At 50.6% G+C, this 21,796-nt stretch carries 16 protein-coding genes and 1 pseudogene; 6 read left to right on the top strand and 11 right to left on the bottom strand.

The window, feature by feature from the left end; all coding sequences use genetic code 11:
* Window positions 1-74 precede the first annotated feature (74 nt).
* Window positions 75-947 carry a LysR family transcriptional regulator gene (locus C7E00_RS11945; protein WP_167836585.1) on the top strand — a complete coding sequence of 291 codons (873 nt, stop codon included), beginning with the start codon at window positions 75-77 and terminating at the stop codon, window positions 945-947.
* Here C7E00_RS11945 and C7E00_RS11950 read toward each other — a convergent pair.
* Both C7E00_RS11950 and C7E00_RS11955 read right to left on the bottom strand, forming a co-directional pair.
* A complete protein-coding gene (locus C7E00_RS11950; RefSeq protein ID WP_239928568.1) occupies window positions 944-2,749 on the bottom strand; it encodes an ABC transporter ATP-binding protein in 1,806 nt (601 codons plus the stop codon). The two genes, C7E00_RS11945 and C7E00_RS11950, sit on opposite strands and share 4 nt — an antisense overlap.
* A complete protein-coding gene (locus tag C7E00_RS11955) occupies window positions 2,746-4,488 on the bottom strand; it encodes an ABC transporter ATP-binding protein (protein WP_105304479.1) in 1,743 nt (580 codons plus the stop codon). Before C7E00_RS11955 ends, C7E00_RS11950 begins: the two co-directional genes overlap by 4 nt.
* 101 nt (window positions 4,489-4,589) lie before the next feature.
* On the opposite strand from C7E00_RS11955, the gene C7E00_RS11960 reads away from it, so the two are divergent.
* Complete coding sequence (locus C7E00_RS11960; RefSeq protein ID WP_105304480.1) at window positions 4,590-5,441, top strand: LysR family transcriptional regulator; 852 nt, start codon at window positions 4,590-4,592, stop codon at window positions 5,439-5,441.
* Here the strand turns inward: C7E00_RS11960 and C7E00_RS11965 are convergent.
* From C7E00_RS11965 to C7E00_RS11980, 4 genes are read right to left on the bottom strand one after another with little or no spacing between them, the layout of a single operon-like run.
* Window positions 5,329-7,647, bottom strand: a complete 2,319-nt coding sequence (locus C7E00_RS11965; RefSeq protein ID WP_105304481.1) for a DEAD/DEAH box helicase — start codon at window positions 7,645-7,647, stop codon at window positions 5,329-5,331. The two genes, C7E00_RS11960 and C7E00_RS11965, sit on opposite strands and share 113 nt — an antisense overlap.
* 10 nt (window positions 7,648-7,657) lie before the next feature.
* A complete protein-coding gene (locus C7E00_RS11970) occupies window positions 7,658-8,992 on the bottom strand; it encodes an ATP-binding protein (protein ID WP_105304482.1) in 1,335 nt (444 codons plus the stop codon).
* A 1-nt stretch (window position 8,993) separates the two neighbouring features.
* A complete protein-coding gene (locus C7E00_RS11975) occupies window positions 8,994-10,439 on the bottom strand; it encodes a TerB N-terminal domain-containing protein (protein WP_105304483.1) in 1,446 nt (481 codons plus the stop codon).
* Window positions 10,440-10,469: 30 nt separating this feature from the next.
* Entirely contained in the window at window positions 10,470-11,132 is a 663-nt protein-coding gene (locus tag C7E00_RS11980; RefSeq protein ID WP_105304484.1) for a cyclic nucleotide-binding domain-containing protein, read from the bottom strand.
* A gap of 109 nt (window positions 11,133-11,241) precedes the next feature.
* Between C7E00_RS11980 and C7E00_RS11985 the strand changes: the two genes are divergently transcribed.
* The 3 genes from C7E00_RS11985 to C7E00_RS11995 all read left to right on the top strand — a co-directional run bounded on the left by C7E00_RS11985 (window position 11,242) and on the right by C7E00_RS11995 (window position 14,034).
* Entirely contained in the window at window positions 11,242-12,171 is a 930-nt protein-coding gene (locus tag C7E00_RS11985) for a nucleoside hydrolase (protein WP_105304485.1), read from the top strand.
* Between the two features lie 106 nt (window positions 12,172-12,277).
* A complete protein-coding gene (locus tag C7E00_RS11990; protein ID WP_105304486.1) occupies window positions 12,278-13,603 on the top strand; it encodes a class II D-tagatose-bisphosphate aldolase, non-catalytic subunit in 1,326 nt (441 codons plus the stop codon).
* 128 nt (window positions 13,604-13,731) lie between these two features.
* Complete coding sequence (locus C7E00_RS11995) at window positions 13,732-14,034, top strand: glutaredoxin (protein WP_105304487.1); 303 nt, start codon at window positions 13,732-13,734, stop codon at window positions 14,032-14,034.
* Between the two features lie 148 nt (window positions 14,035-14,182).
* Here the strand turns inward: C7E00_RS11995 and C7E00_RS12000 are convergent, their stop codons facing one another.
* Window positions 14,183-18,025: a Cna B-type domain-containing protein gene (locus C7E00_RS12000; protein WP_105304488.1), complete on the bottom strand. Its 3,843-nt coding sequence runs from the start codon at window positions 18,023-18,025 to the stop codon at window positions 14,183-14,185.
* A gap of 294 nt (window positions 18,026-18,319) precedes the next feature.
* Complete coding sequence (locus tag C7E00_RS12005) at window positions 18,320-19,024, bottom strand: hypothetical protein (protein ID WP_105304489.1); 705 nt, start codon at window positions 19,022-19,024, stop codon at window positions 18,320-18,322.
* 80 nt (window positions 19,025-19,104) lie between these two features.
* On the opposite strand from C7E00_RS12005, the gene C7E00_RS12010 reads away from it, so the two are divergent.
* The gene (locus C7E00_RS12010) at window positions 19,105-19,356 is read left to right on the top strand and encodes a hypothetical protein (protein WP_105304490.1); all 252 of its coding nucleotides are present in this window, start codon (window positions 19,105-19,107) and stop codon (window positions 19,354-19,356) included.
* An 88-nt stretch (window positions 19,357-19,444) separates the two neighbouring features.
* Here the strand turns inward: C7E00_RS12010 and C7E00_RS12015 are convergent, their stop codons facing one another.
* The 3 genes and pseudogenes from C7E00_RS12015 to agaV all read right to left on the bottom strand — a co-directional run bounded on the left by C7E00_RS12015 (window position 19,445) and on the right by agaV (window position 21,620).
* Complete coding sequence (locus C7E00_RS12015; protein WP_105304491.1) at window positions 19,445-20,308, bottom strand: PTS system mannose/fructose/sorbose family transporter subunit IID; 864 nt, start codon at window positions 20,306-20,308, stop codon at window positions 19,445-19,447.
* On the bottom strand, window positions 20,298-21,092 hold the full coding sequence (locus C7E00_RS12020) for a PTS mannose/fructose/sorbose/N-acetylgalactosamine transporter subunit IIC (protein WP_105304492.1): 795 nt from the start codon (window positions 21,090-21,092) through the stop codon (window positions 20,298-20,300). Before C7E00_RS12020 ends, C7E00_RS12015 begins: the two co-directional genes overlap by 11 nt.
* A gap of 52 nt (window positions 21,093-21,144) precedes the next feature.
* Window positions 21,145-21,620 (bottom strand): annotated as a pseudogene (gene agaV, locus C7E00_RS12025) (PTS N-acetylgalactosamine transporter subunit IIB).
* Window positions 21,621-21,796 lie beyond the last annotated feature (176 nt).

Below are 21,796 nucleotides of genomic sequence, written 5' to 3' on the forward strand. Positions count from 1 at the left end.
CGCGTCATTTTTCGCTGATTCATGCCTGTTTCAGCTTGATTATTGCAGCTTCTGCATAAATAATGAAATCAGCTATGGATCTTGCCTATATCAGAGAGTTCGTCGCATTAGCTTCTTCGCTAAGCTACCATGAAACTGCCGAACAGATGCATATCTCCCAGTCTGCCCTCAGCCGTCATATCCAGGCCCTGGAGAAAGAACTCGGAGAACCGCTTTTCATCCGCTCCACCCGGAAGATGGCACTGTCAGATCTGGGAACCCGGCTGCTGCCGTTTGCCGAAGACATCACGAAGTCTGCTGAACAAGCCGAACAGCTTCTGAGCCAGGATCGGAATTCCATTCTGATCGGAACGGCCCATAACCCTCACCTGTATCTCATCACGGATTCCATCATCCGCTTCTGCAGCGAATACCCGGATATCCATATCAGAATGATCGAAAAGGATCTGGATGAACTTCAGAAAGACTTTCTGGAACACCGTCTTTCACTTGTCACGATGGGCTTCCGCAGCGGTGAAAAGATTCCTGCCCCGTTCATCCAGGCAGGCATCAGCAGGATTGCTGCCCTGGTTCCAAGACAGCACTTCCTTGCTGATCGGAAAGTCATCAGCATTCATTCCCTTAGCGGCATTCCGCTGATCATTCCTCCGGAAAACTCGCTTCTGACCGAAAACCTTCTCGATTGCTTTGAGAGGGAAGGAATTTCTATGCGCATCATCTATCAGGGAAGCACGCAGGGAGGCATCCGGTTTCTCAAGTTTCATATGGGCATCATGCTTGCCGATGAAAAAGAAGCAGGCCAGTATCTTGCCGATGATCTGGTTCTGCTTCCTATTGCAGAAGATATCAGTTATGTATTCGGGCTGGAATATCAGTCCCGCCTTTCTGTTCCCGAACAGAAGTTCGTGAGTTTCATCCGCCATCTCTTTGAGACACCGCGCACCTAATTCACTCTTGCAAACTGGCTGTTGTACAGACTGGTATAGAAGCCATTCTCTGCCATCAGGGAATCATGCGTTCCCTGCTCGATGATCTTTCCATCCTTCATAACCAGAATCAGATCCGCATTGCGGATCGTGCTCAGGCGATGCGCTACCACAAAGCTTGTGCGTCCGGTCATAAGCTTATCAAAAGCATTCTGAACCAGCAGTTCCGTACGGGTATCGATGGAAGAAGTTGCTTCATCCAGAATCAGCATCGGCGGCAGGCACAGCATGACTCTGGTGATGCAGAGCAGCTGCTTCTGGCCCTGGCTGAGACCGTCATCCTTCAGCACCGTATCAAGGCCTTCAGGGAGTCTGCGGATGAAGTCCCAGCTGCGTGCTTCCTTGCACGCATGAATAATCTCTTCATCAGACGCATCCGGTTTTCCGAACCGGATGTTTTCTCTTACCGTCGTATTCTTGAGCCATGTCTCCTGAAGCACCATGCCGTAGTTCCTGCGCAGGCTTCTGCGGTTGACCTGGTAGATTGATTTTCCATCTACCCGGATATCACCATGATCGGCATCATAGAACCGCATCAGGAGATTGATCATCGTGGTCTTGCCGCATCCGGTCGGACCGACAATCGCAATCCGCATGCCTGGTTCTGCATGCAGGGTATAGTGTTCAATCAGCTTCTGGTTCGGCACATAGCTGAAATACACATTGTCGATATCCACCGTTCCCTTCGCAGCTGGAAGATCCGGCAGCGTTTCGGTTTCTCCTTCCAGAGGAATCGCATCCTTCTCCGGGGCTTCATCAATCAGGGCAAAGATTCTTGCCGCACAAGCCATTGCATTCTGCAGTTCCGTAACCACGGAGCTGATGTCATTGAACGGCTTCATGTACTGATTGGAGTAATTCAGCAGCACCGACAGCCCGCCGACCGTCAGCCTTCCATCCAGGATCCGATAGGAGCCAAGCAGTGCGACTGCCGCATAGATCACACTATTCACAAAACGCGTGGAAGGATTTGTCAGCGAAGAATAGAAGATTGCTTTCTGGCTGTAAACTCTGAGTTCTTCATTGATCTTCTCAAAGCGCTCGGAGCTTCTCTGTTCATAACCGAAGGCTTTTACCACTCTTGCCCCGCTGATCATCTCCTCGATCAGGGCGGTTTCTGCTCCTCTTGTTTCACTCTGTTTCCGGAACATCGTATACGAATGCGTCGCAATGAAGCGGGCTACAAAGAAGCTCAGCGGCGTCAGAACCACGACAAGCAGCGATACTTCCAGCGACTTCCGGAACATGAAGATCAGCGTGACGAGAATCGTGATGACACCGGAAAACAGCTGCGTGAATCCGAGCAGCAGTCCGTCGCTCAGCTGATCCGCATCCGCAATCACGCGGCTGACCAGATCACCGGTGCTGTGACCATCCAGATACTTCAGGGGAAGACACTGGATCTGCCGGATTGCCTTTGCCCGGATCTCCTGAACTGTCCGGTAAGTGATGCGGTTGTTGATGAGATTCATGACATACGTCGCCGCTCCAGCCGCAGCAACGAGCACGAGGATTTCCGTGAGAACCCTTGCAACTGAGGCGAAGTCTACTTTTCCGGCGGCGATGATGCCGTCAATTGCATCCCCGAAGAGAACCGGCACATACAGCTGCAGAATCACGGAAACAGCTGCCAGCACAATGCTCAGAATCACAAGCAGACGGTAATTAGAAATGACGCCGATCACCTTCTTCAGCACTTCTTTCGAAGAAACCTGATCGCCTTCCATCTCCACGGTCTGATTCAGAATCGATTTCCGCTTCATGCCAGCACCGCCTTTCCCTCAGGCTTCTTCTCAGGAAACTGAGAATAGAAGATTTCCTGATAGATCTCGCAGTTCTGCATGAGTTCTTCATGCGTGCCTTTTCCTGCCAGCTTTCCGTCATTGAGCACGAGGATCTGATCCGCCTGCATGATCGAGGAACATCTCTGCGAGACGATGAACGTCGTGCATGGATGCGGAAGGGAACGCAGAGATTTGCGCAGTCTGGCGTCCGTCGCAAAGTCCAGCGCACTTGCACTGTCATCCAGGATCAGGATCTCCGGCCGCCTCACAAGAGCTCTGGCAATGGTGAGACGCTGCTTCTGGCCACCGGACAGATTCCGGCCGTTCTGCTCCAGCATGTAATCGAGCTTTCCGGCTTTGCCATTGACCACTTCTTCCGCCTGCGCCGTCCGGACTGCTTCTTCCAGCTGCTCCTCTGAAGCATACTCATTGCCCCATTTCAGGTTGTCGCGGATCGTTCCGGCAAACAGTTCTGCCTTCTGCGGAACAACTCCGATCTTTGCGATCAGTTCGCCTTCCCCATAGTCTTTCACGTTCACACCATCTACACAAACCGTTCCGGATTCCGGATCATAGAAACGCGGAATCAGATTCACGAGCGTGCTCTTGCCCGAACCGGTGCCGCCGATGATGCCGATCGTGGAACCAGGCGCTGCCGAGAAGCTGATATCCGTCAGCGACTCTGCCCCTGCTCCCTGATAGGAAAACGAGACATGATCGAACACGACGCTGCCGCTATGATCTCCTGCTCTGCTCTCTTCCGGATACTGCATGGAAGACTTTACATCCAGGATATCTGCCACTCGGTCTGCACAGGCCAGAGATTTGTTCAGCGTGATGATCAGCGAAGCAAGCTTGATCAGCTCCACGATCATCTGCGCCATGTAATTGTACAGAGCCACGACATCGCCCTGCTGGATCGAACCGAGATTCACCTGAATGGCCCCTCTCTGAATCAGCAGAATCGTTGCCAGGTTGATCAGCACATACGTAACCGGATTCAGAAGTGCTGAAATTGCTCCGACTTTCTCGTTCTGCATCGTCATCACACGGTTGGCTTCATCGAATTCCTTCACAGAATCCCGTTCCCGCCCGAAGGCCCGGATGACTCTGACACCAGTCAGATTCTCTCTGGTAAGACCCGTGATGCGATCCAGTCCCATCTGCACCTTGCGATACATCGGAACCGTGACCACCATGATCCCGTACACCACGGCAAGCAGAATCGGCACCGCTGCCAAGAAGATCAATGCGCACTTCACATCGATCGTAAACGCCATGATCACCGATCCGAATACGATGAACGGACTTCTCAGCAAAAGTCTCAAGCCCATGTTGACACCCGTCTGCACCTGGTTGATATCCGAAGTCAGACGGGTGATCAGCGTTCCGGTACCGAGCTGGTCCAGCTCGGTATATGAGAGATGCTGAATGTGATCGAAGACTGCCTGCCGTACTTTCGTGCCGAAGCCGACTGCCGCCTTTGCGGCGAAATACTGAGCCGTGAAGCTGCTCAGCATGCCAGCTGCCGCCAGCAGGATCAGCACGCCTGCTTCCCGCAGAATATATGCCTGATCGCCTCCGGCGATGCCGATGTTGATGATCCGTGCGACCACGATCGGCACCAGGAGATCGAAGAACGCTTCCAGCATCTTGAATAGTGGTGCCAAGATGCTTTCCTTGCGATAATCATGCAGAAAAAGCCATAGCCGTTTCATAAAACTCCCCTTTTCTCTTCTCCAGCATACTCATGTTTCAAAAATACAGAAACTATTCTTTTTAATCATTTGCCATATAATTTCTGTATAGGAGGAACCTTATGGATCTGAAACAGTTCGAATACTTCGTGGCCATTGCGGATGCCGGCAGTATCAGCGAAGCTGCCCGCCGTCTGCACCTTTCCCAGCCGCCGCTTTCGTATCAGATGAAACAGCTTGAAGCCGAACTCGGCTGTCCGCTCTTTCTGCGCGGCCACCATGAAATCGAGCTCACTGCTGCCGGAAAGCTCCTGTATGAACGGGCCACCCACATCCTGTCCTATGCCGACAGCACGAAGCGCGAAGTCGCTGAAACCGGAAAACGCCGGGTGCTGCGCATCGGCGTCACGAGTTCCACCTCTGCCATCGTGCTGCTGCTCGTCCATGCATTCTCGCTTGCCCACCCGGATGTCCGCTATGAAATCACCGATGCCACTTCCTTCCAGATGCTTGATCTTTTGGAAGAACGTGTCCTTGATGCCGGCATCGTCCGCACTCCTGCCAAGCTGACCGGCCTGGAAACGATCCGGATTTCTTCGGATTCGATGATTGCGGTGGACCAGTGGTCTGCAGATGAAGACCCGCTGACATTAAAAGAGCTGTCAGAACGGCAGCTCGTATTATATCGTCGCTATGAATCTTTCATTCTGGATGCCTTCGCAGGAGATCATGCAGAACCGGATATCTTGGTTCTGACGGATGACGCAAGAGACTGTCTCAGCTGGGTAAGAGGCGGAACCGGAACCGCCATCGTTCCAAGTTCCATGAAGTCCTCCTGCACAGATCTTCGGGTCCACCCGATCAATGACTCCCGTCTTTCAACAGAGATCCTGCTTGCGGCCCGGAAAGATGAATATCCCTCCCCGCTGCTGAGTCAATTCTGTTCCTTTGTGCGTCAGCACAGAGCTGACTGACGCGCGCTTTCATCTGCTTCAGATCCAGCACGCCATACGCAAATCCCTTCCGGACAAGTTCCGGCGGAAGATACTGATCATACTTTTCAAATAACGGTACTTCTTCCGGATACAGCAGATCCATCGCATCATTCTCTTTCTCTGCTTCTTCTCCAAGTACCTGCCAGAATTCTTCTTCGCCCGCATCCATCGTGAACTGCATCCAGTACGGTCTCGCACTGTCAAAGCCCTTCAGGCCAAGACGGGACTTGCAGCGGATTCTCAGCAGTCTCTCCAGCGTCAGAAATGCATACGTGCCAAGCCATGGGAAAAAGCACCACATCCGTCCGCCCATATTCACTAATGGCTTTCTTGACAAGCCAGCATCCCGCCATTGCGTTCTTGCGGTGATCAGTCTGGAAGCGGCGTGTTCCATCAGATACGGATACATCGTATCTTCATCGAGCACCTGCTTCATGCGCTCGATGATCCGCGTATGGATATCTCCCGGCACATCTCCGAAATAAGCAGGAATCCTGCCTTTGACTTCATGCACGTATACCTGGAAATGCTTCAGATCCACTTCTTCGACGACCCAGACCTTGCCGGCAATCGCAATCTTATCGCCAGCTGGGGGCGGAGCCACAATCGTACCGAGCTCCTGGGAATCACAGCGCACATGAAACTCCTGATTTTCCTGGAAGACGGCATAGAACCTGAACGAATTCGTGATCCGCTCTCCTTCCAGTCCGACAATCAGGCCGCCGTTTTCCGTCTTCTCGATATGGTCGATCGATATCAGATGCCTAAGCAGAGTTCTGTAATCGTCCTGCGTGATCTTCCGGAACGGAGAAAGTGTCAGAACTCTGGTCGCAAGTTCGGCCGGTGACATCTCTCCATCTGCCGCCAGCGTGCTCATAGTCTGATGGTAGAGCAGGCTGTAAGGCAGACGATCCAGACGCGGCGGTTCCACCCAGCGCTCTTCCGCATACAGCTGCACGAGCGAGATTCCCTGAAGCAGTTTCCAGGGCAGAATCTCCGGCAGCAGTGCTCTAGGCTCGGGCTGTTCTTCCCGCATCACGAACCACATCTCCGGCGGTTCGCCTCGGCGCCCCGTTCTGCCCATTCGCTGCAGAAACGATGAAACCGTAAACGGCGCATCAATCTGGAATGCCCGTTCCAGTCTGCCGATATCAATGCCGAGTTCCAGCGTTGCCGTCGTGCAGACCGAAAGATTCCGGTCTTCATTCTTCATATCCTCTTCTGCCGTCTCCCGGAAAGAAGTGGACAGATTGCCATGATGGATCAGGAACCTGTCCGGTTCCTTCCTTGCCTCGCAATACGCCCTGAGAGACTGGCAGACACTCTCGCACTCTTCTCTGGAATTCGTGAAGATCAGGCACTTATGCCCCCTCGTATGCTCGAAGATATACGCAAGCCCCGGATCTGCCGCCTTCGGTGCTTCATCCGATGCAGGCTCGATTTCCTGCTGCACCTTCATCGGATCTGCCCCCTCTTCCTGAGGTCCGCTGAGATAGAAATGCTCCATCGAAAGACGCCAGGTCTCTTTCGGTGCGTTCAGCTTCGGGATCACCGTGCCTCTGCCCGTTCCTGCAGCCAGGAATTCCCCCGCCAGCTTCGGATCCCCGATTGTCGCCGATAAGCCGATTCTTCGCGGATTGACCCCAGCCAGATGACTCAGCCGTTCCATCAGGCAGAAACACTGCCCGCCTCGATCGCTGCGTAAGAGCGAATGCACTTCATCAATCACGATGAACCTGAGATCTCCGAACAGTCTCGGAATATCCATGTGCTTATGCACCAGCATCGCCTCGAGCGATTCCGGAGTGATCTGCAGAATGCCTCTCGGCTTTGCCAGCATCTTATGCTTGCGGCTCTGCGAAACATCGCCATGCCAGCGATAGACAGGGATATCTGCCTCTTCGCATAACTCATTCAGCCGGGAGAACTGATCATTGATCAGCGCCTTCAGCGGCGCAATATAAAGCACGCCGATGGAAGAAGGAGGATCTTCATCCATCAGCGTCAGAATCGGAAAGAATGCGGCCTCGGTCTTGCCCGAAGCCGTCGACGCAGTCAGCAGCACATTCTGATCCGTATTGAAAATCGCATCCCCGGCAGCCACCTGCACTGCTCTGAGGTTCTGCCATTGATGACGATAGATGAAATCCTGGATGAATGGTGCATATCTGGAAAACACATCCATAAGCTATTCCTCAGATCTTGAACTCCGCAAACGCTTCGTCTTTCTGATCGCTCACCGCATCCGGCTTGGCATAGCTGAACTGATCCGAATTCAGCAGCTCTTCCGCCGTCAGCTCCGGATGCTGGTAGAGAATATCAAGCAGCTCGATGAAATCCCGGATCACTTCGCGCGGCGTGATATTGGCATCCGCTCCGATCCGGCTGTATTCGATCCGGATGAACGTCTCCAGATCTTCCGCCTGCAGTTTTCTCTCATACCCGTATAACCCTGCATGCATATCAGCCAGCTTTTCGGTCAGCACCATCATCTCTTCCGCCGTCAATGGTTCGAGCCGGATCACAGGCGCCAGGAGATCTCTTGCCCCTTCTCTGGAGAACTTTCCTTCAGCTAATCTTGAGCGCAATGCCTCATAGCTATACACTCCTCTTCTAGGATCTTCGATGGCCTGCGGAGTTCCGCACATCAGGATGCCGAGATACTTTGCTTTGCCCTGCAGTGTATCGTTGTACATCATCAGAATCTTCTCGTAGTTGTACTGCCGGCTGATGGCATTCGGAATCTTCGAGATGTTCACGAGCTCATCAATCATGATCATCATGCCTGCATACCCAGCCTGGCGGAAGAAGAATGCAAACAGCTTCAGATACTCATACCAGTCATCATCTTCGATGATGATATTCACGCCGAGTTCTTTCTTCGCATCAGAACGATGCTCATATTCTCCGCGGAACCACTTCAGCACCGCTGCCTTCATCTGCTCATTGCCTTCTGCATAGCTGCGGTAGTACAGGATCAGAAGCCTCGAGAAATCAAAGCCATGAACCAGCTCGCTCACGCTCGACACAACCTGATAGATCTTCTGCTCCACGGCTTTTGAGAACGCCGGATCGTCTGCAGAGAGACCTGTCTCTTTCGCAATCTCCGTCTGCACAGAACTGATCCACCGATCCAGCACCAGTCCTAGAGCTCCGCCCTCAGGTCTGGTCTTCGTGCTGAGATTGCGAATCAGCTCCCGGTAAGTTGCAAGCCCCTGGCCATTGGTTCCCTGGAGTCTGCGATCCGGGGAAAGATCCGCATCCACCACAATGAAACCCTTGTCCATGACATAGTTGCGGATCGTCTGCAGGAGAAAACTCTTTCCTGATCCGTACTTGCCGACAATGAAGCGGAAGGAAGCACCTCCTTCTGAAATGATATCCACATCATGAAGCAGTGCTTCAATCTCATGCGTTCTTCCTACGGTAATATACGGAAGGCCGATCCGCGGAACCACGCCGCCCTTCAGGGAATTCAGCACCGTCTGCGCAATCCGCCGCGGTACTTTCCGATTCTTCTGTTCTTCCATATCAGTCTGAAAACTCCTTCTTCAGTTCTTCTGCATAGTCTTCGACGATCACCGGATCATCTCCATCAAAGATGATGACACTGTCTCCGAACTCCTCAAACAGCTTCTCATTCACGGCATCTGCAGCCACCGTCACTAAGAGATGCGCCTCCTTCAATCCGGTCTGATAATCTTTTCCCTCAATCAGATCCTTCAGGAAGCGCTGCTCGGCAGGGCTGAGATCATATTTCGTTTTCATCTCTGCTTCTGTCTCACTTGATTGCGAAGTTTCAATGGGTTCCGCATCGTCTTCCCGTTCTTCATCGGTCAGAAGGCGTTCTCTCGTGATGCCTGCTTCCGAGCGGATTCTGCCGAGATCGTCCATATGAATCTCGATCTTCGGCCGTTTCTTCTCTTCCTCTTCTTTCAGAAAGCGGATCGTTTCTTCATGAATGAGCTGCTGCAGTTCCTGGCTGATGCGCATCTTTCCGGGCTTCAGCACCTTGCCTGAACCGCAACACTTCCGCAATTCCTGGTCGATGGACTTCAGCACGTCTTTCAGGGCTTTCTCGGAATCATTCTTCTTCCGGAATGCCGAAGAAGTCCAGCGGCCGTTTCTGCATTCATAGATCCGGATCGGGCTGACTTCAAAGGTCCGGTCTTCCTTCTTCTGATCATAGAACATCGCATTCCAGAACATGGCTTCCGGATATGGTTTCAGGCTGCCGATCAGTTCTTCTGACAGATCGATTCCATGATTCTTCTGCCAGTCTTCTCCCAGCATTCTCCAGATCTCTGCTTCGGCATGTTCAAGAGCTTCCGGCTGATGTCTGTACCAGAGGTTTCCCTTCGGTTCATACATCGCATACTGTCTCAGCGACATCGACAGCATATGATCATCTGCTTCTTTCTTTCCGGATACCACGGAAGCCAGATCATCCACCTTCACTTCTTCCCGGAAACATTCCTGGACATGATCCTTCAGACCATAGTAGACCGTATACTGGGCCATCCATCTGCGCACATACTGGATCAGCACCGTCTTCTGAAACTGCAGCAGATACGTTTCGAGAAACACCTGGATCTTATGATATCCATCTTCCGGATCCTTCACGCCGATCTGATTCAGCAGCTCATACAGATAGACCAGGGCAAACGAATCGCAGGTCTCCCGGATTGTTCCATGCCGGTAGTCCGTACGCCAGGAGAAATACCCTCTGAGCTGATCGACCCGCATATCATGATAGACCGGGAAGGCCCGTTCAAAGAATCCGTTCCATTCATAATGGTCTTCATAGTTCTCCATGAACTTTCCCTGCACATAGAAGTTGCGTTTCCGATCTTCTGCCGTATCAGTTCCAGGCTGAAACAGTGCTTCCATATTACGGATCTGTACCGGCACGGTTCCCTTCTGCCAGGAAGCAGGAGCCCGGGGAATCGGCACATCCGAATAGCTATGATCATCCATCCGCACAGATCCCCCTTCCTTCCCTTCATGTTACTCCAGTTCGGTTTCTCTCTGCATCAGTTCAGAAAGACCATCTGACAGTTCCCGGAGTTTGGCCTCATCTCTGATCAGATACGTGCACCCCTCTTTCTGCAGCACCCCCTGCTTCACGAAATCATCCATCAGCTTCTCGATATGCCGGTACGACGCACCGAGGCTGTCCGCGATCTCCGTCTTCTTCACCCGGAACACGGAATCCCGGCAATGCTCGAGAATGAAGAACGCCAGCCGATCTGCCAGCGGATACGCCTCAGCACAGATCAGCTTCACGGCATTCTCATGTTCCTTGCGGATCGTCAGCACACTCAGCTTCTGCAGAAACGCATGATCTGCACACAGAATCCTCCGGGCCTCCTTCATGTCAAAGGCAAGCAGGCTGCACTCCCCGATGGCCCTGACGGTCATCATCGCCGGTTCATCATTCAGCAGCTCCATCTCCCCGATGAGACATGGCGCATGGGCGGTGCGGATCAGAATTGTCTTCCCATTTGATAAGTCGCACGAAATCCCGCACTTTCCATTCGTTATCAAATAGAACGTGTCCATATGACTGCCCTGTCTGACCAGACACTTTCCATCCGGAACCGACCGTACGGTTCCTCGTTTCAGAAATCCTTCCGGGAATAAGTCCCTGAGATGATCAGTCTGCTGCATAAGCCTCCGGAATCATCAGAAACAGGAGATTTCTCCTATTTATGAAGTTCTGACTCCAATTATACTGATCCCGTAAGAAAGAAGCCATATCGGCAAAGGAGGAGATCCTATGAAACCAACCAGAATCATTCTTGACTGCGATACCGGACACGATGATGCCATAGCCCTGATGACCGCTGCAGGAAACCCTGCGATCGATCTGATCGGCGTCACCTGCGTAGCCGGCAATGCAACCCTGGAGCACACGCTGCCTAACACCCTGCACGTCTGCCAGCATCTCGGCATCCATGTCCCGGTCTATGCCGGCTGCGATCGCCCGATGGTCCGCGACCGGATCACTGCCAGCGACATCCATGGCAGCAGCGGCCTCGATGGACCTGTCTTTGAAGAACTGACATGGAAGATGGAACCGGAGCACGCGGTACACTACATCATCCGCACGCTGATGGAATCCGACGGTGATATCACGCTCTGCCCGACCGGACCGCTGACCAACATTGCGATGGCACTGCGCATGGAACCGAAGATCGCTAAGAAGATCAGTCGCATTGTCTTAATGGGCGGTGCAGTCGGTCTTGGCAATACGACTCCGGCTGCCGAATTCAACATCCTGGCAGATCCGGAAGCAGCGCATGTCGTCTTCACTTCCGGAGTTCCGATCACGATGATGGGACTTGATCTCACCAATCAGGCCCTGGCAACTCCGGAGATCATCTCCCGCATGGCCGCCATCGGCAACAAGGCCGGGGCTTTATTCCATGACATCATGAGCTTCACGCTGAAGAGTCAGGCGCTCAACGGCCTTTCCGCCGGTCCGGTACATGACGTCACCACGATTGCCTGGCTGATCGATCCTTCCATCTTCCAGACCAGAGATCTCTATGTCGAAATCGATCTCACGCATGGACCATGTTACGGAAGAACGGTATGCGACTATAATAACCGTTTCCATCACCCCGCCAACGCAGCCGTCGGGCTCGGACTTGATCTGGATCGGTTCTGGGATCTCGTCGAACATTCTCTGAGAAATCTTGCCTGAGGCAGTTTTCGGCAGAACGTTTTTCAAAACTGAGCGAAAAGTACAACCAGATGAATCAATAGGTTCCTATCTTCCTCTTATAATGAAGAAGAAAGGAACCTTTATTATGCCAAGAGAAAATCCATTGAAGAACATCGTCCGGCTTCAGAAAGAAGGAAAGGCCATCGGCATCTATTCTGCCTGCACCGCCAACGACCTTGTCCTGCGCGCCTGCATGCAGAGAGCGAAAGAAACCAATTCCATCCTGCTCATTGAAGCAACCGCCAACCAGGTAGACCAGTACGGCGGCTATACCGGCATGAAACCGAAAGACTTCATCCGCTTTGTCGAGAAACTCGCAGCAGAAGAAGGAATCTCCATGAATCAGATCATTCTCGGCGGCGACCATCTCGGCCCGCTGACCTTCACGAAGTATGGGGAAGACAAAGCAATGGCAGAAGCCTCTGAGCTGATCCGCCAGTTCGTCGCTGCCGGCTTCACGAAGATCCATATCGATACTTCAATGAAAGTTGCAAGTGATGACCCGGATACCCGGCTCTCTGATGACGTGATCTCGAGAAGAGGTGCGGAACTCGCTCAGGTTGCAGAAAATGCCTACCAGGAACTTCTGAAAGAGAACCCGGAAGCCATTCATCCGGTCTACATCGTCGGTTCAGAAGTACCGATTCCAGGCGGCTCCCAGGAAGCCAAGGATATGGGCCTTCAGGTCACGAAACCGGAAGACTTCCGCAACACCGTTTCCATCTTTGAAAAGTCCTTCCGGGAACACGGACTCGAAGATGCATGGAACCAGGTCATCGGCTTTGTCGTTCAGCCAGGCGTAGAAGAAAAAGACGCAGGCTGCACCGAATATGATCGTTCCAAAGCAGTTGACCTGATGGCTTCTATCAAAGACTATGATTCCTTTGTCTTCGAAGGACATTCCACCGACTATCAGACCAAGTATAAGCTCCGCGAACTCGTCGAAGACGGTGTCGGCATTCTGAAAGTCGGACCAGGACTCACCTTTGCCATGCGTGAAGGCCTGTTCTCCCTTGCCTATGCAGAAAAAGAAATGCTGAAAGACAAGCCACAGCAGCAGTCTCACTTCATGGAAGTGCTGGATGCTGCAATGGTCCGCGATCCGAAGTATTATCAGAAGCATTATCACGGAACTGATTCCGAGATTGCCTACAAGCGCAAGTTCTCCTTCAGCGACCGCTGCCGCTACTACCTGCCGCAGGAAGACGTTCAAGCCGCGATGCAGAAGATGTTCGATAACTTCAAGGGCGGAGTCCCGTTAGGACTGCTGAGCCAGTTCATGCCGGATGCTTACACGAAAGTCCGCGAAGGCAAGCTGTCCAATGACCCGATCTCCATTGTCAAGGACCGCGTCATTCATACCGTAGACGAATATCTCTACGCAAGCCAGCAGCAGGAAATCAGATTCTGAGCCCCTCTCTTAAGACAGTGCGAACCTTCTTCACACTGTCTTTTTTCATGCAGAGGCTGAGCATTTTCTATGCAGAAGCAATCTGATTTCCTTAGAATGAAGTTAGAAAGATCAGAGGAGGAACTATTATGATCAGAATTTACGGAATGCCTACCTGCCCATACTGCAGCTATGTAGAAGCACAGATCAAGGGCAGCAGCAAGTTTCAGTATATTGACATCGGCTCTGATGTCAGATATATGCATGAATTCCTGGAACTGCGCGACCACGACCCGGTCTTCGATCATTCCAAGGCAATCGGAGATGTCGGCATTCCTTGCTTTGTACGAGAAGACGGCACCGTCTCTCTGAAGCCGGAAGACTTCGGTCTGAAGGAATATGGCTCAGAAGAAACCGGAAAGGCATGCAGCATTGACGGAAAAGGCTGCTGAACACCCCTGAACAATGAAATGCCCGCAGACAGCCTGTCTCCGGGTTTTTCTTTCCAATCTTTTTAACATTTCCATACATACAAAAAGCCGCCCGCTGCTTCAGATCTTTCCGATCCCAGAAGCATCCGGCGGCTGATATTCTATCTGATTATCTCCGGAACAGTTCTTTTCTCCACTTTGTCAGCATCATCAGAATCACTGCAGAAGAGACAAGGAACATGCCTGCATAAAGCGGCACTGAAGTCTGGTCGCTTGTATTCGGAGTGTATGGACGCGCAGCAGAACTTGTGCCTGCAGCTGCCGAAGTGTTCGGCGTATAGATCTTCCCGCTTTCCGGATCTGACGGAGACGGAACCGGAGAGCTTGGGGTACTTGTCGGCGTCGGAGCTGGAGTCACCGCATGCGTATTCGTCAGTTCCTCACCATTTCTGACAGATTCCTTGTCCGCAGTATATCCGGAAATGGAATTTTCTCTCACGGTGTAGATAATTGCAGATCCATCTGCATACTCCGGGAGATCGCTGTAGGTCACAGTATACGTGTTATTCCCGTTATCCGTTACAGTCGGTGTCAATCCGGTCACTTCCGTATCACCGCTATACAGATGAAGCGCTGCTGCAAAGCGCTCTGCGCTCGGCCGAAGACCATCCCGGTTATTGCTGTCATTCCAGATCTTCGTTATAGTCACGCTGGTCTTTCCAGGGGTATAGCTGTTCGTGATGTGATAACCTTCAATCGTGGTGCTGTAGTCTGCAACCGGTTCTTCGGAAATTGTATAGATAATCTCTTTCCCATCCTTGTACTTCGCCAAACCAGCAAAGGAATAGGTCCAGCTTCCATCCGCTCCGGCTTTTACCACGGTGCTGTCAATTTTTGTACCATCCGCAAGCAGGTTCACAGTGATGCTCTCAGGGCGTTTTCCATCCTGATTATTTCCGTCATCCCAGGTTTTGGTTCCTGAAATATCAACTGTTTCAGGAGTATGGGAATTGGTGATGGTGTAGCCAGCTTCGGCATTTCCGGTAACGGAAGAAGTATATCCGGCTATCTCAGTGACTTCTTTAACCGTATACGCGATTTTAGAACCACTCTTCTTCTCATCCAGGCCAGTCCAGGTATAAGTCCAGCTGTTGGCATCATTCAAGGTGATTGCATCTCCAGACTTTTCGCCATCTGCATAAAGCTGTACCTGAACACTTGCAGGACGAATTCCATCCTGGTTATTGCTATCTGCCCATGCCTTGGATACCGTTACGCTGGTCTTTCCAGGGGTATAGCTGTTCGTGATGTTAAAACCTTCAATCGTGGTGCTGTAATCTGTGATGGCTTCTTCCGAAACCGTATAGGCAATCTCTTTGCCGTCCTGGTACTTTGGCAAACCTGCAAAGGAATAGATCCAGCTTCCGTCTGCTCCGGCTTTAACGACGGTGCTGTCAATTTTTGTACCATCCGCAAGCAGATTCACAGTGATGCTCTCAGGGCGTTTTCCATCCTGATTATTTCCGTCATCCCAGGTCTTGGTTCCTGAAACAACAACTGTTTCAGGGACATGCGTATTCGTAATGGTAAAACCATCTGCTGCATTTCCGGAAATCTCTGGAGAATAACCAACAGGTACCTGTACCTCCTCAACGGTATAGACAATCTCTTTGCCAGAACTCTTTTCATCAAGATTGTTCCAGGTATAAGTCCAGCTGTTGGCATCATTCAAGGTGATTGCATCACCAGACTTTTTGCCATCTGCATAAAGCTGTACCTGAACACTTGCAGGACGAATTCCATCCTGGTTATTGCTATCTGCCCAGGACTTCGTCACCGTGACACTCGTCTTGCCTGGCGTATAGCTGTTTGTAATATTGTAGCCATTGATCTCTATGCTGTAGCCATTCACTGCATTTTCCGTAACAGTGTACGTGATTTCTTTCCCATTCTGATACTTCGGCAGATTCTGAAACTGATAAGACCAGATCCCATTTCCATCTGCCTTTACCACGGTGCTGTCAATCTTCGTACCATTCGCAAACAGGTTCACGGTGATACTCTCAGGACGCTTGACGTCCTGATTGCCCTGATCATTCCAGTTCTTTATACCCGAGATGGTGACCGTTTCCATACTATTAGTCAGTGTCCCGCCATTTTCAACTGAAGCTTTATCACTGCTATAGCCGAGGATATCACCTTCTGAAACCTGATATGAACTTCCGCTCCTCAGGCCTGGAAGCTGCTGATACGTAATAGTCCAGGTACCATCTCCATGATCCGTAATCACAGGCTCGTATCCGTCCATCTTGACTCCGTCTGCCTGCAGCGTAAGCTGAGAAGCAAATTCTGAAGCAAGCGGCCTGTTTCCATACTGATTGCCGTTATCATCCCATACCTTGGTGAATGAGAATGAAGTTTCTGCAGCTGACAATTTGAAGGAATTTGAAATAACAGTCTTATGGATCACCGCCCCGATCATGTTCTGAAATGCTTTTCTATCAGGAGCCGTTACATTGTTATCCGCCACATATACTTTCAGATCCTCATTCGGATCCATCCAGGGGATTTCTGCAGACAGCGACAAAGTGGCAGAGTCTGCCGGTTTCTGAGAAGAAACCAGAGAAAAGACATCACCATTCTGCAATTGTGTTTTGCCTGATTCTTCAGAAACACCTGCAGGCAGATCGAGCAAGAACAACGCATGATAATTCTCAGGAGCAGAGAATGTCAGGATGCCAGTATGCCATTTCTGATCATCCGGATTATAGTAGAAAGTCAGATTTCCCAGAACTGTTAAGCGATTTGCGTCAGGTGTTTCTTTTAATACAGAATCCTTTGCAGTGCTCGAATTAGCAATCTTTTCTGTCAGATCTGTATTCAGAACCTCTGTTCCATTATTTTTGAGACCAGCATTCTTCAGAAGAGTCCAGACTGCATCACGTGTGCTCCCATATGCCTGAGCCTGCGTAACATAATAATTTGCCAGATACGTGCCAGAGTAACTGGCGATCGGATCTCCCGAAAAACCTGCCATGGAATATGCCGCACGCCAGAACGGAAGCTTGATCAGCTGCTGATAAGTCAGCCCGGAAGGAGTCGTGCCTCCGGAATAATAGCTTCCAGCTTCCACAAGGAACTTTGAAAGGAGCCCCATCTTGGCGCTGTCTGTACGATCCGCATAAGTAAAGGTATTATTCCCGATACTATCAGGGAAATCATCTCTCAGATACTGCGGCGGAACAAGCAATGCATTGAAATCAGCTTCAGAAATAACCGGGGCGGTCTCAACTACCTGATATAATCCAAATCCATTATACGGATAGCCAGCATAGAGAACATTCTCAATCCAAGTTTTCAAGTCCTGAACATTAACATTAATCGGATTCGCATTAAAGAAGTCTTCAAAGGAAACCTCTGTATAAGTCGGAACAGCTGGAATCGAAGGAGTAGTATGCGGCCAGTGGAGTTCATTATTCATGCAGAAAAGGATAATGGTATTCCCTGACTCATCCGTAATGGAATGAATATCCGTTTTCTGATCATAAGCAATGGTTAAACCGCTATTTGAAGTGCCAGATGACGACAGCAGGTTTACGACTGGTGCTTCAGAATTGCTCTCAGCATCTCCGGCTGAGGTATCTGTTTCTTCAGTTGCTGTTTCAGACTCTGCATCAGGTTCTTTGTCAGAACGGTTTTCCGAATCAGAAGTGTTCTGATTCAGTTCATTGCTATCTTCTGAAGTTCCTTGAGACCCATTTCCATTCTCTTCTGAGGAAGAGGTATTTTCAGCAGCTCCACCTGCTTCCGCAGAAGAAAAATCCGAAGAACTGCCAGTGTTCTCGCTGGTCTCACCGGTTGAACCTTCCGTATGGTTCTCTTCTTGTGAACCGGCTGCTGTCTCAGCAGCGGACGGGTTTGAATTTTCAGTATTCTCTTCTGCAAGCACGCCTGGCTGGAGGCCGCCCGACATCAGCGCAAGAACCATTGCCAGCGTCCTCAGTTTATTCATCTTTTTCAAGTTATTTTCCTCTCTTCTGGATCATTCAGAACTTTGCAGTCATTTTTTTCGGTAACATCATAGCGAAAACAGAAAGAATGATGCAAGTGATTTGCAATCGGGTTTTTTCATTATTTACTTCATTTCCGACATGATGCTTTCTCACGTAAAATCAGTCTTCAAAGGTGAAAAAATCCTTCAGAAAATTCAGCTTGATCAGACCGGATTTGACCGTGCAGAAAATCACAAGTTTCAGCTTCTGCAAGAAAGCGTTTTAAAGCCGGAACTCTCCGGCTTTCTGGATATCTAGATGACTCTCGGATCAAGCAGGTCATCGCTGATTCCGTCTTTCAGCAGACGATTGATCTTTGCTTCATAGGAAGTATTTTTCAATCTGGTCTGGGCTCTCTTCAAAGCATCGGTGCACTTTCTCATATCTTTTTTCAGATAGTAGGATTGTGCTGCTTTGTAGTAGTAGACCCCTGCAGGAATGTCATCCTTGAGTTCTTTGGCCTTCCTGACAAGGTCATCTGCATACTTGCCGCTATGTTCCAGATAGATCGCATTCATGTAATCTGCTTCCAGGAAGGAGTCAGTGTACCGTTCCCGGTTCTTTTCCTTCATGCGGCCTTTCAGATCCTGGATTCTTGCATAGACATCTGCCGCCTTGTCCATCTGTCCCAGTCCGAGTCTCCAGGACATTTCTTTCTGCAGAACAAGAAGCTTATCGCCTGCTGCCATCGGCTTATCATCCACCTCGCCGAATACCGTTTCCAGTGCATCATTATCATTCTTCTGCAGATAGGCATCAATGGTCATGAGCGTGCGGAGGCGCTTTCCGAAGAAGAACTTGCTGGAAAAAGAATCAAGCTTCTTCAGATACGCATCTGCGTTTCCCTGCTGATAAAGCAGGATGGAAAGATAAGCAGCCTGTCTCTGAGAGAAGAAGAGATAAGCAACTACCAATGCTGCACCTGCAGCAAGTGCTACCCAGAATACTGTCCAGTTCATAAGTTCAATTTCCTCCGTAAGGACATTTTTGGAAAACATGCCTTCTAGTGATACACTGTCTCTGAAAGGCAGAAGCTGATATGAATAGTGCTGTAATCATTGCAGCGATCCTGTTTGTGCTCATTCTGCTCTCGTTTGCGAAGAACCGCAAGAAGCAGGAACAGCAGGTAGAACAGAAGAAGACCGATTACAAGGTTCCGCTGAGCGATGATGTTCAGAAGATCTACTTCGAGAAGTATGAGAAGCAGATGCAGGAAGAACAGAATGCTCAGAAACAGGAGCCGAAGGAAGACCGGTCTTCTGAAGAACACGATTCCCTGCAGGATCTCTAAGGAAGAAAGGCAGATGATTCTGTCTTTTTTCTTTAAAGAAAGAGCAGCCTCAATCTGAAGCTGCTCTTCTCCTTTTCACTGAAGTGAATTATGCGTGCCAGGGAACCGGAACCAGAGAGGTATAATTACCGGACCAGATACCGAACATGCAGCCGACAACACCGATGACAAGGAACAGAAGGATGCACTTGGTTGGAGTCCACTTCTTGTTCTTGATCAGCTGGTAGCACATCAGCGTGAATGCCAGCGGGATGAGAGCCGGGAGAATTCCATCCAGTTTCTCCTGGATGACAACCGGAGCATCACCATTCAGGACAGACATTCCGAGCGTCGTAGCACCATAGTTGCAAGTCAGAGCACCGACAACGAAGACACCGAGCAGAGAAGCAGCGTGCGTGAATTCACGTGCGTTCTTCGTGAGCACTTCGATTGCGCTCATGCCCATGTCATAAGACCAGTACATCAGGTAGAAGCGAAGCAGCATTTCTACGCCGAAGACGATGATGAAGAACATGATCGGTCCAGCCCAGCTGCCGTTGATTGCCTGATTAGCGGTAATACCAGCAGTGATCGGAACCAGTGTGAACCAGAACAGTGCATCACCGATGCCGCCCAGAGGTCCCATTGCTGCGACACGTACGGCACGGATGGAGTTGATATCAGCCTTGTTCTGCTCCATGGAGAGGACAATACCCATAACGAACGTTACGAGGAACGGGTGAGTATTGAAGAACTCCAGGTTATGCTGCATGGAGATCGAGAGATCTTCCTTGTTGGTATGAATCTTTTCCAGACCCGGAAGAATGGACCACAGCCATCCTGCAGCCTGCATGCGTTCGTAGTTGAAGGACGCCTGCAGCATCAGGCAGCGCCAGACCATCTGATTGAGGGTCTTCTTATCAAGCGGCTGTGCCGGGGTAAGATCTTTATAAGTAAGTGCTTCAGATGCCATCTTCGTCTCCTCCGTTTCCGCCAGCTCCCTTGAGCTCCTTGATCTTTACGTTGGTATTATAGTCATACAGCGCAATTGCAATACCGATGAATGCAACGAGGATCAGGGTAGCACCAGAAGTAGCCGATACATTTCCGAACAGTGCTGCTGCAGCGAAACCAGCAAGGTAGATACCCCACATATCGTCTGCAAGCATGATCTTCAGAAGAACTGCAAATCCGACATAACGCATCATTCCGCCGGCTGCACCGAGACCACCCATGAACCAGGAAGCACTCTCAGAGAAGTTCTGCAGAGCTGTTCCTGCAGCTTCACCGCCGAAGTATGCAACTACAGCAATGATTGCGAACAGACCGCCGAGAATGCAGCAGGAGATCACATTGACACGAGTGATTCCCTTCGGATCTGCCTTTTCAGCAGCTTCATCAGCCTGCTTCATGAGACCAGACATAACCGTGAAGGTCAGAGTTACAGCGTACTGTCCGAAGATGGAGAATACGACTGCAAGACCGAGAGCCTGATCAACCGGAAGCTGAGACTTGACTGCGAAGATCATTGCAACGATGGAACCTAATACCGCATTGGGCGGCTGAGCTCCGCCGACAGGCATGTTGCCGATCATCATGAGTTCGTAGGTACCGCCTACGACCAGACCGGTCTGTGCATCGCCGAGAATTGCGCCGATAATCGGGCAGGCGCAGATCGGACGATACAGTGTTTCTGTCAGCGAGAACTGGTCAATTGCAAAGATGAATGTTACTATTGCGAGCAAAATAACCTGCATTTGATTCAATCCTCCTCAAATAAGATGAATTATCAGAACTGCTGTGAGAGTGTTACTGGAAAAGCTTTTCGACGTCTTCAGCTTTTTCCTGCGGAACTCTGCGGATCTCAAGTTCAACACCGAGATCGCGAAGCTTGCGGAATGCTGCTACATCTTCATCGTTGACCGCAACGGATGTTGCCACCTGGCGTTTTCCCTCTGCCATGTGCATGTTTCCGATGTTGACTTTCTTGATCGGAACACCACCTTCGACAAGTTTCAGTACGTCTTCCGGGGTCTCGCAGATCAGGAAAATGTGCTGCTTCGGCGAAGCCTTATGAATTGTGCTGATGGTCTTATCCAGAGTCCAGTAGCGAGTCTGTGCATAAGACGGAGCAGCCATATCCATCAAGCCCTGCCGCAAGGAATTGCCGGCAACCGCATCGTTTGCCACAAGAAGCAGATCGCTCCCACCGATCCGGCCCACTGAGTTGCCACCTGACCGTGGATGAGACGGTTATCAATTCTTGTAAGTACAATGTCGGGCATTCTTGCTATCTCCTTTCTTTGATTATCACGTGATATTCTGGACTGCCTGCACCCTGTCAACTTCGGGGGTAAGCGCTTTCCATGACCATATAGTATTCCAAAGGCAAACCTGAATCTTTATCTTTTTTATTGTCGAGTTTGCAATTTTCGGTACAAAAAATATTTTTATTTTCGAT

It is taken from the genome of Anaerolactibacter massiliensis (assembly GCF_900290205.1).
Taxonomy (GTDB): domain Bacteria; phylum Bacillota_I; class Bacilli_A; order Erysipelotrichales; family Erysipelotrichaceae; genus Bulleidia; species Bulleidia intestinalis.

Coding starts and splice junctions, on each gene's coding strand:
- C7E00_RS12020 (WP_105304492.1), bottom strand. CDS start 21,092: ATGCAGGTTATTTTGCTCGCAATAGTAACATTCATCTTTGCAATTGAC.
- C7E00_RS12000 (WP_105304488.1), bottom strand. CDS start 18,025: ATGAATAAACTGAGGACGCTGGCAATGGTTCTTGCGCTGATGTCGGGC.
- C7E00_RS11980 (WP_105304484.1), bottom strand. CDS start 11,132: ATGCAGCAGACTGATCATCTCAGGGACTTATTCCCGGAAGGATTTCTG.
- C7E00_RS12005 (WP_105304489.1), bottom strand. CDS start 19,024: ATGAACTGGACAGTATTCTGGGTAGCACTTGCTGCAGGTGCAGCATTG.
- C7E00_RS11950 (WP_239928568.1), bottom strand. CDS start 2,749: ATGAAGCGGAAATCGATTCTGAATCAGACCGTGGAGATGGAAGGCGAT.
- C7E00_RS12015 (WP_105304491.1), bottom strand. CDS start 20,308: ATGGCATCTGAAGCACTTACTTATAAAGATCTTACCCCGGCACAGCCG.
- C7E00_RS11970 (WP_105304482.1), bottom strand. CDS start 8,992: ATGGAAGAACAGAAGAATCGGAAAGTACCGCGGCGGATTGCGCAGACG.
- C7E00_RS11995 (WP_105304487.1), top strand. CDS start 13,732: ATGATCAGAATTTACGGAATGCCTACCTGCCCATACTGCAGCTATGTA.
- C7E00_RS11990 (WP_105304486.1), top strand. CDS start 12,278: ATGCCAAGAGAAAATCCATTGAAGAACATCGTCCGGCTTCAGAAAGAA.
- C7E00_RS11965 (WP_105304481.1), bottom strand. CDS start 7,647: ATGGATGTGTTTTCCAGATATGCACCATTCATCCAGGATTTCATCTAT.
- C7E00_RS12010 (WP_105304490.1), top strand. CDS start 19,105: ATGAATAGTGCTGTAATCATTGCAGCGATCCTGTTTGTGCTCATTCTG.
- C7E00_RS11955 (WP_105304479.1), bottom strand. CDS start 4,488: ATGAAACGGCTATGGCTTTTTCTGCATGATTATCGCAAGGAAAGCATC.
- C7E00_RS11975 (WP_105304483.1), bottom strand. CDS start 10,439: ATGGATGATCATAGCTATTCGGATGTGCCGATTCCCCGGGCTCCTGCT.
- C7E00_RS11945 (WP_167836585.1), top strand. CDS start 75: ATGGATCTTGCCTATATCAGAGAGTTCGTCGCATTAGCTTCTTCGCTA.
- C7E00_RS11985 (WP_105304485.1), top strand. CDS start 11,242: ATGAAACCAACCAGAATCATTCTTGACTGCGATACCGGACACGATGAT.
- C7E00_RS11960 (WP_105304480.1), top strand. CDS start 4,590: ATGGATCTGAAACAGTTCGAATACTTCGTGGCCATTGCGGATGCCGGC.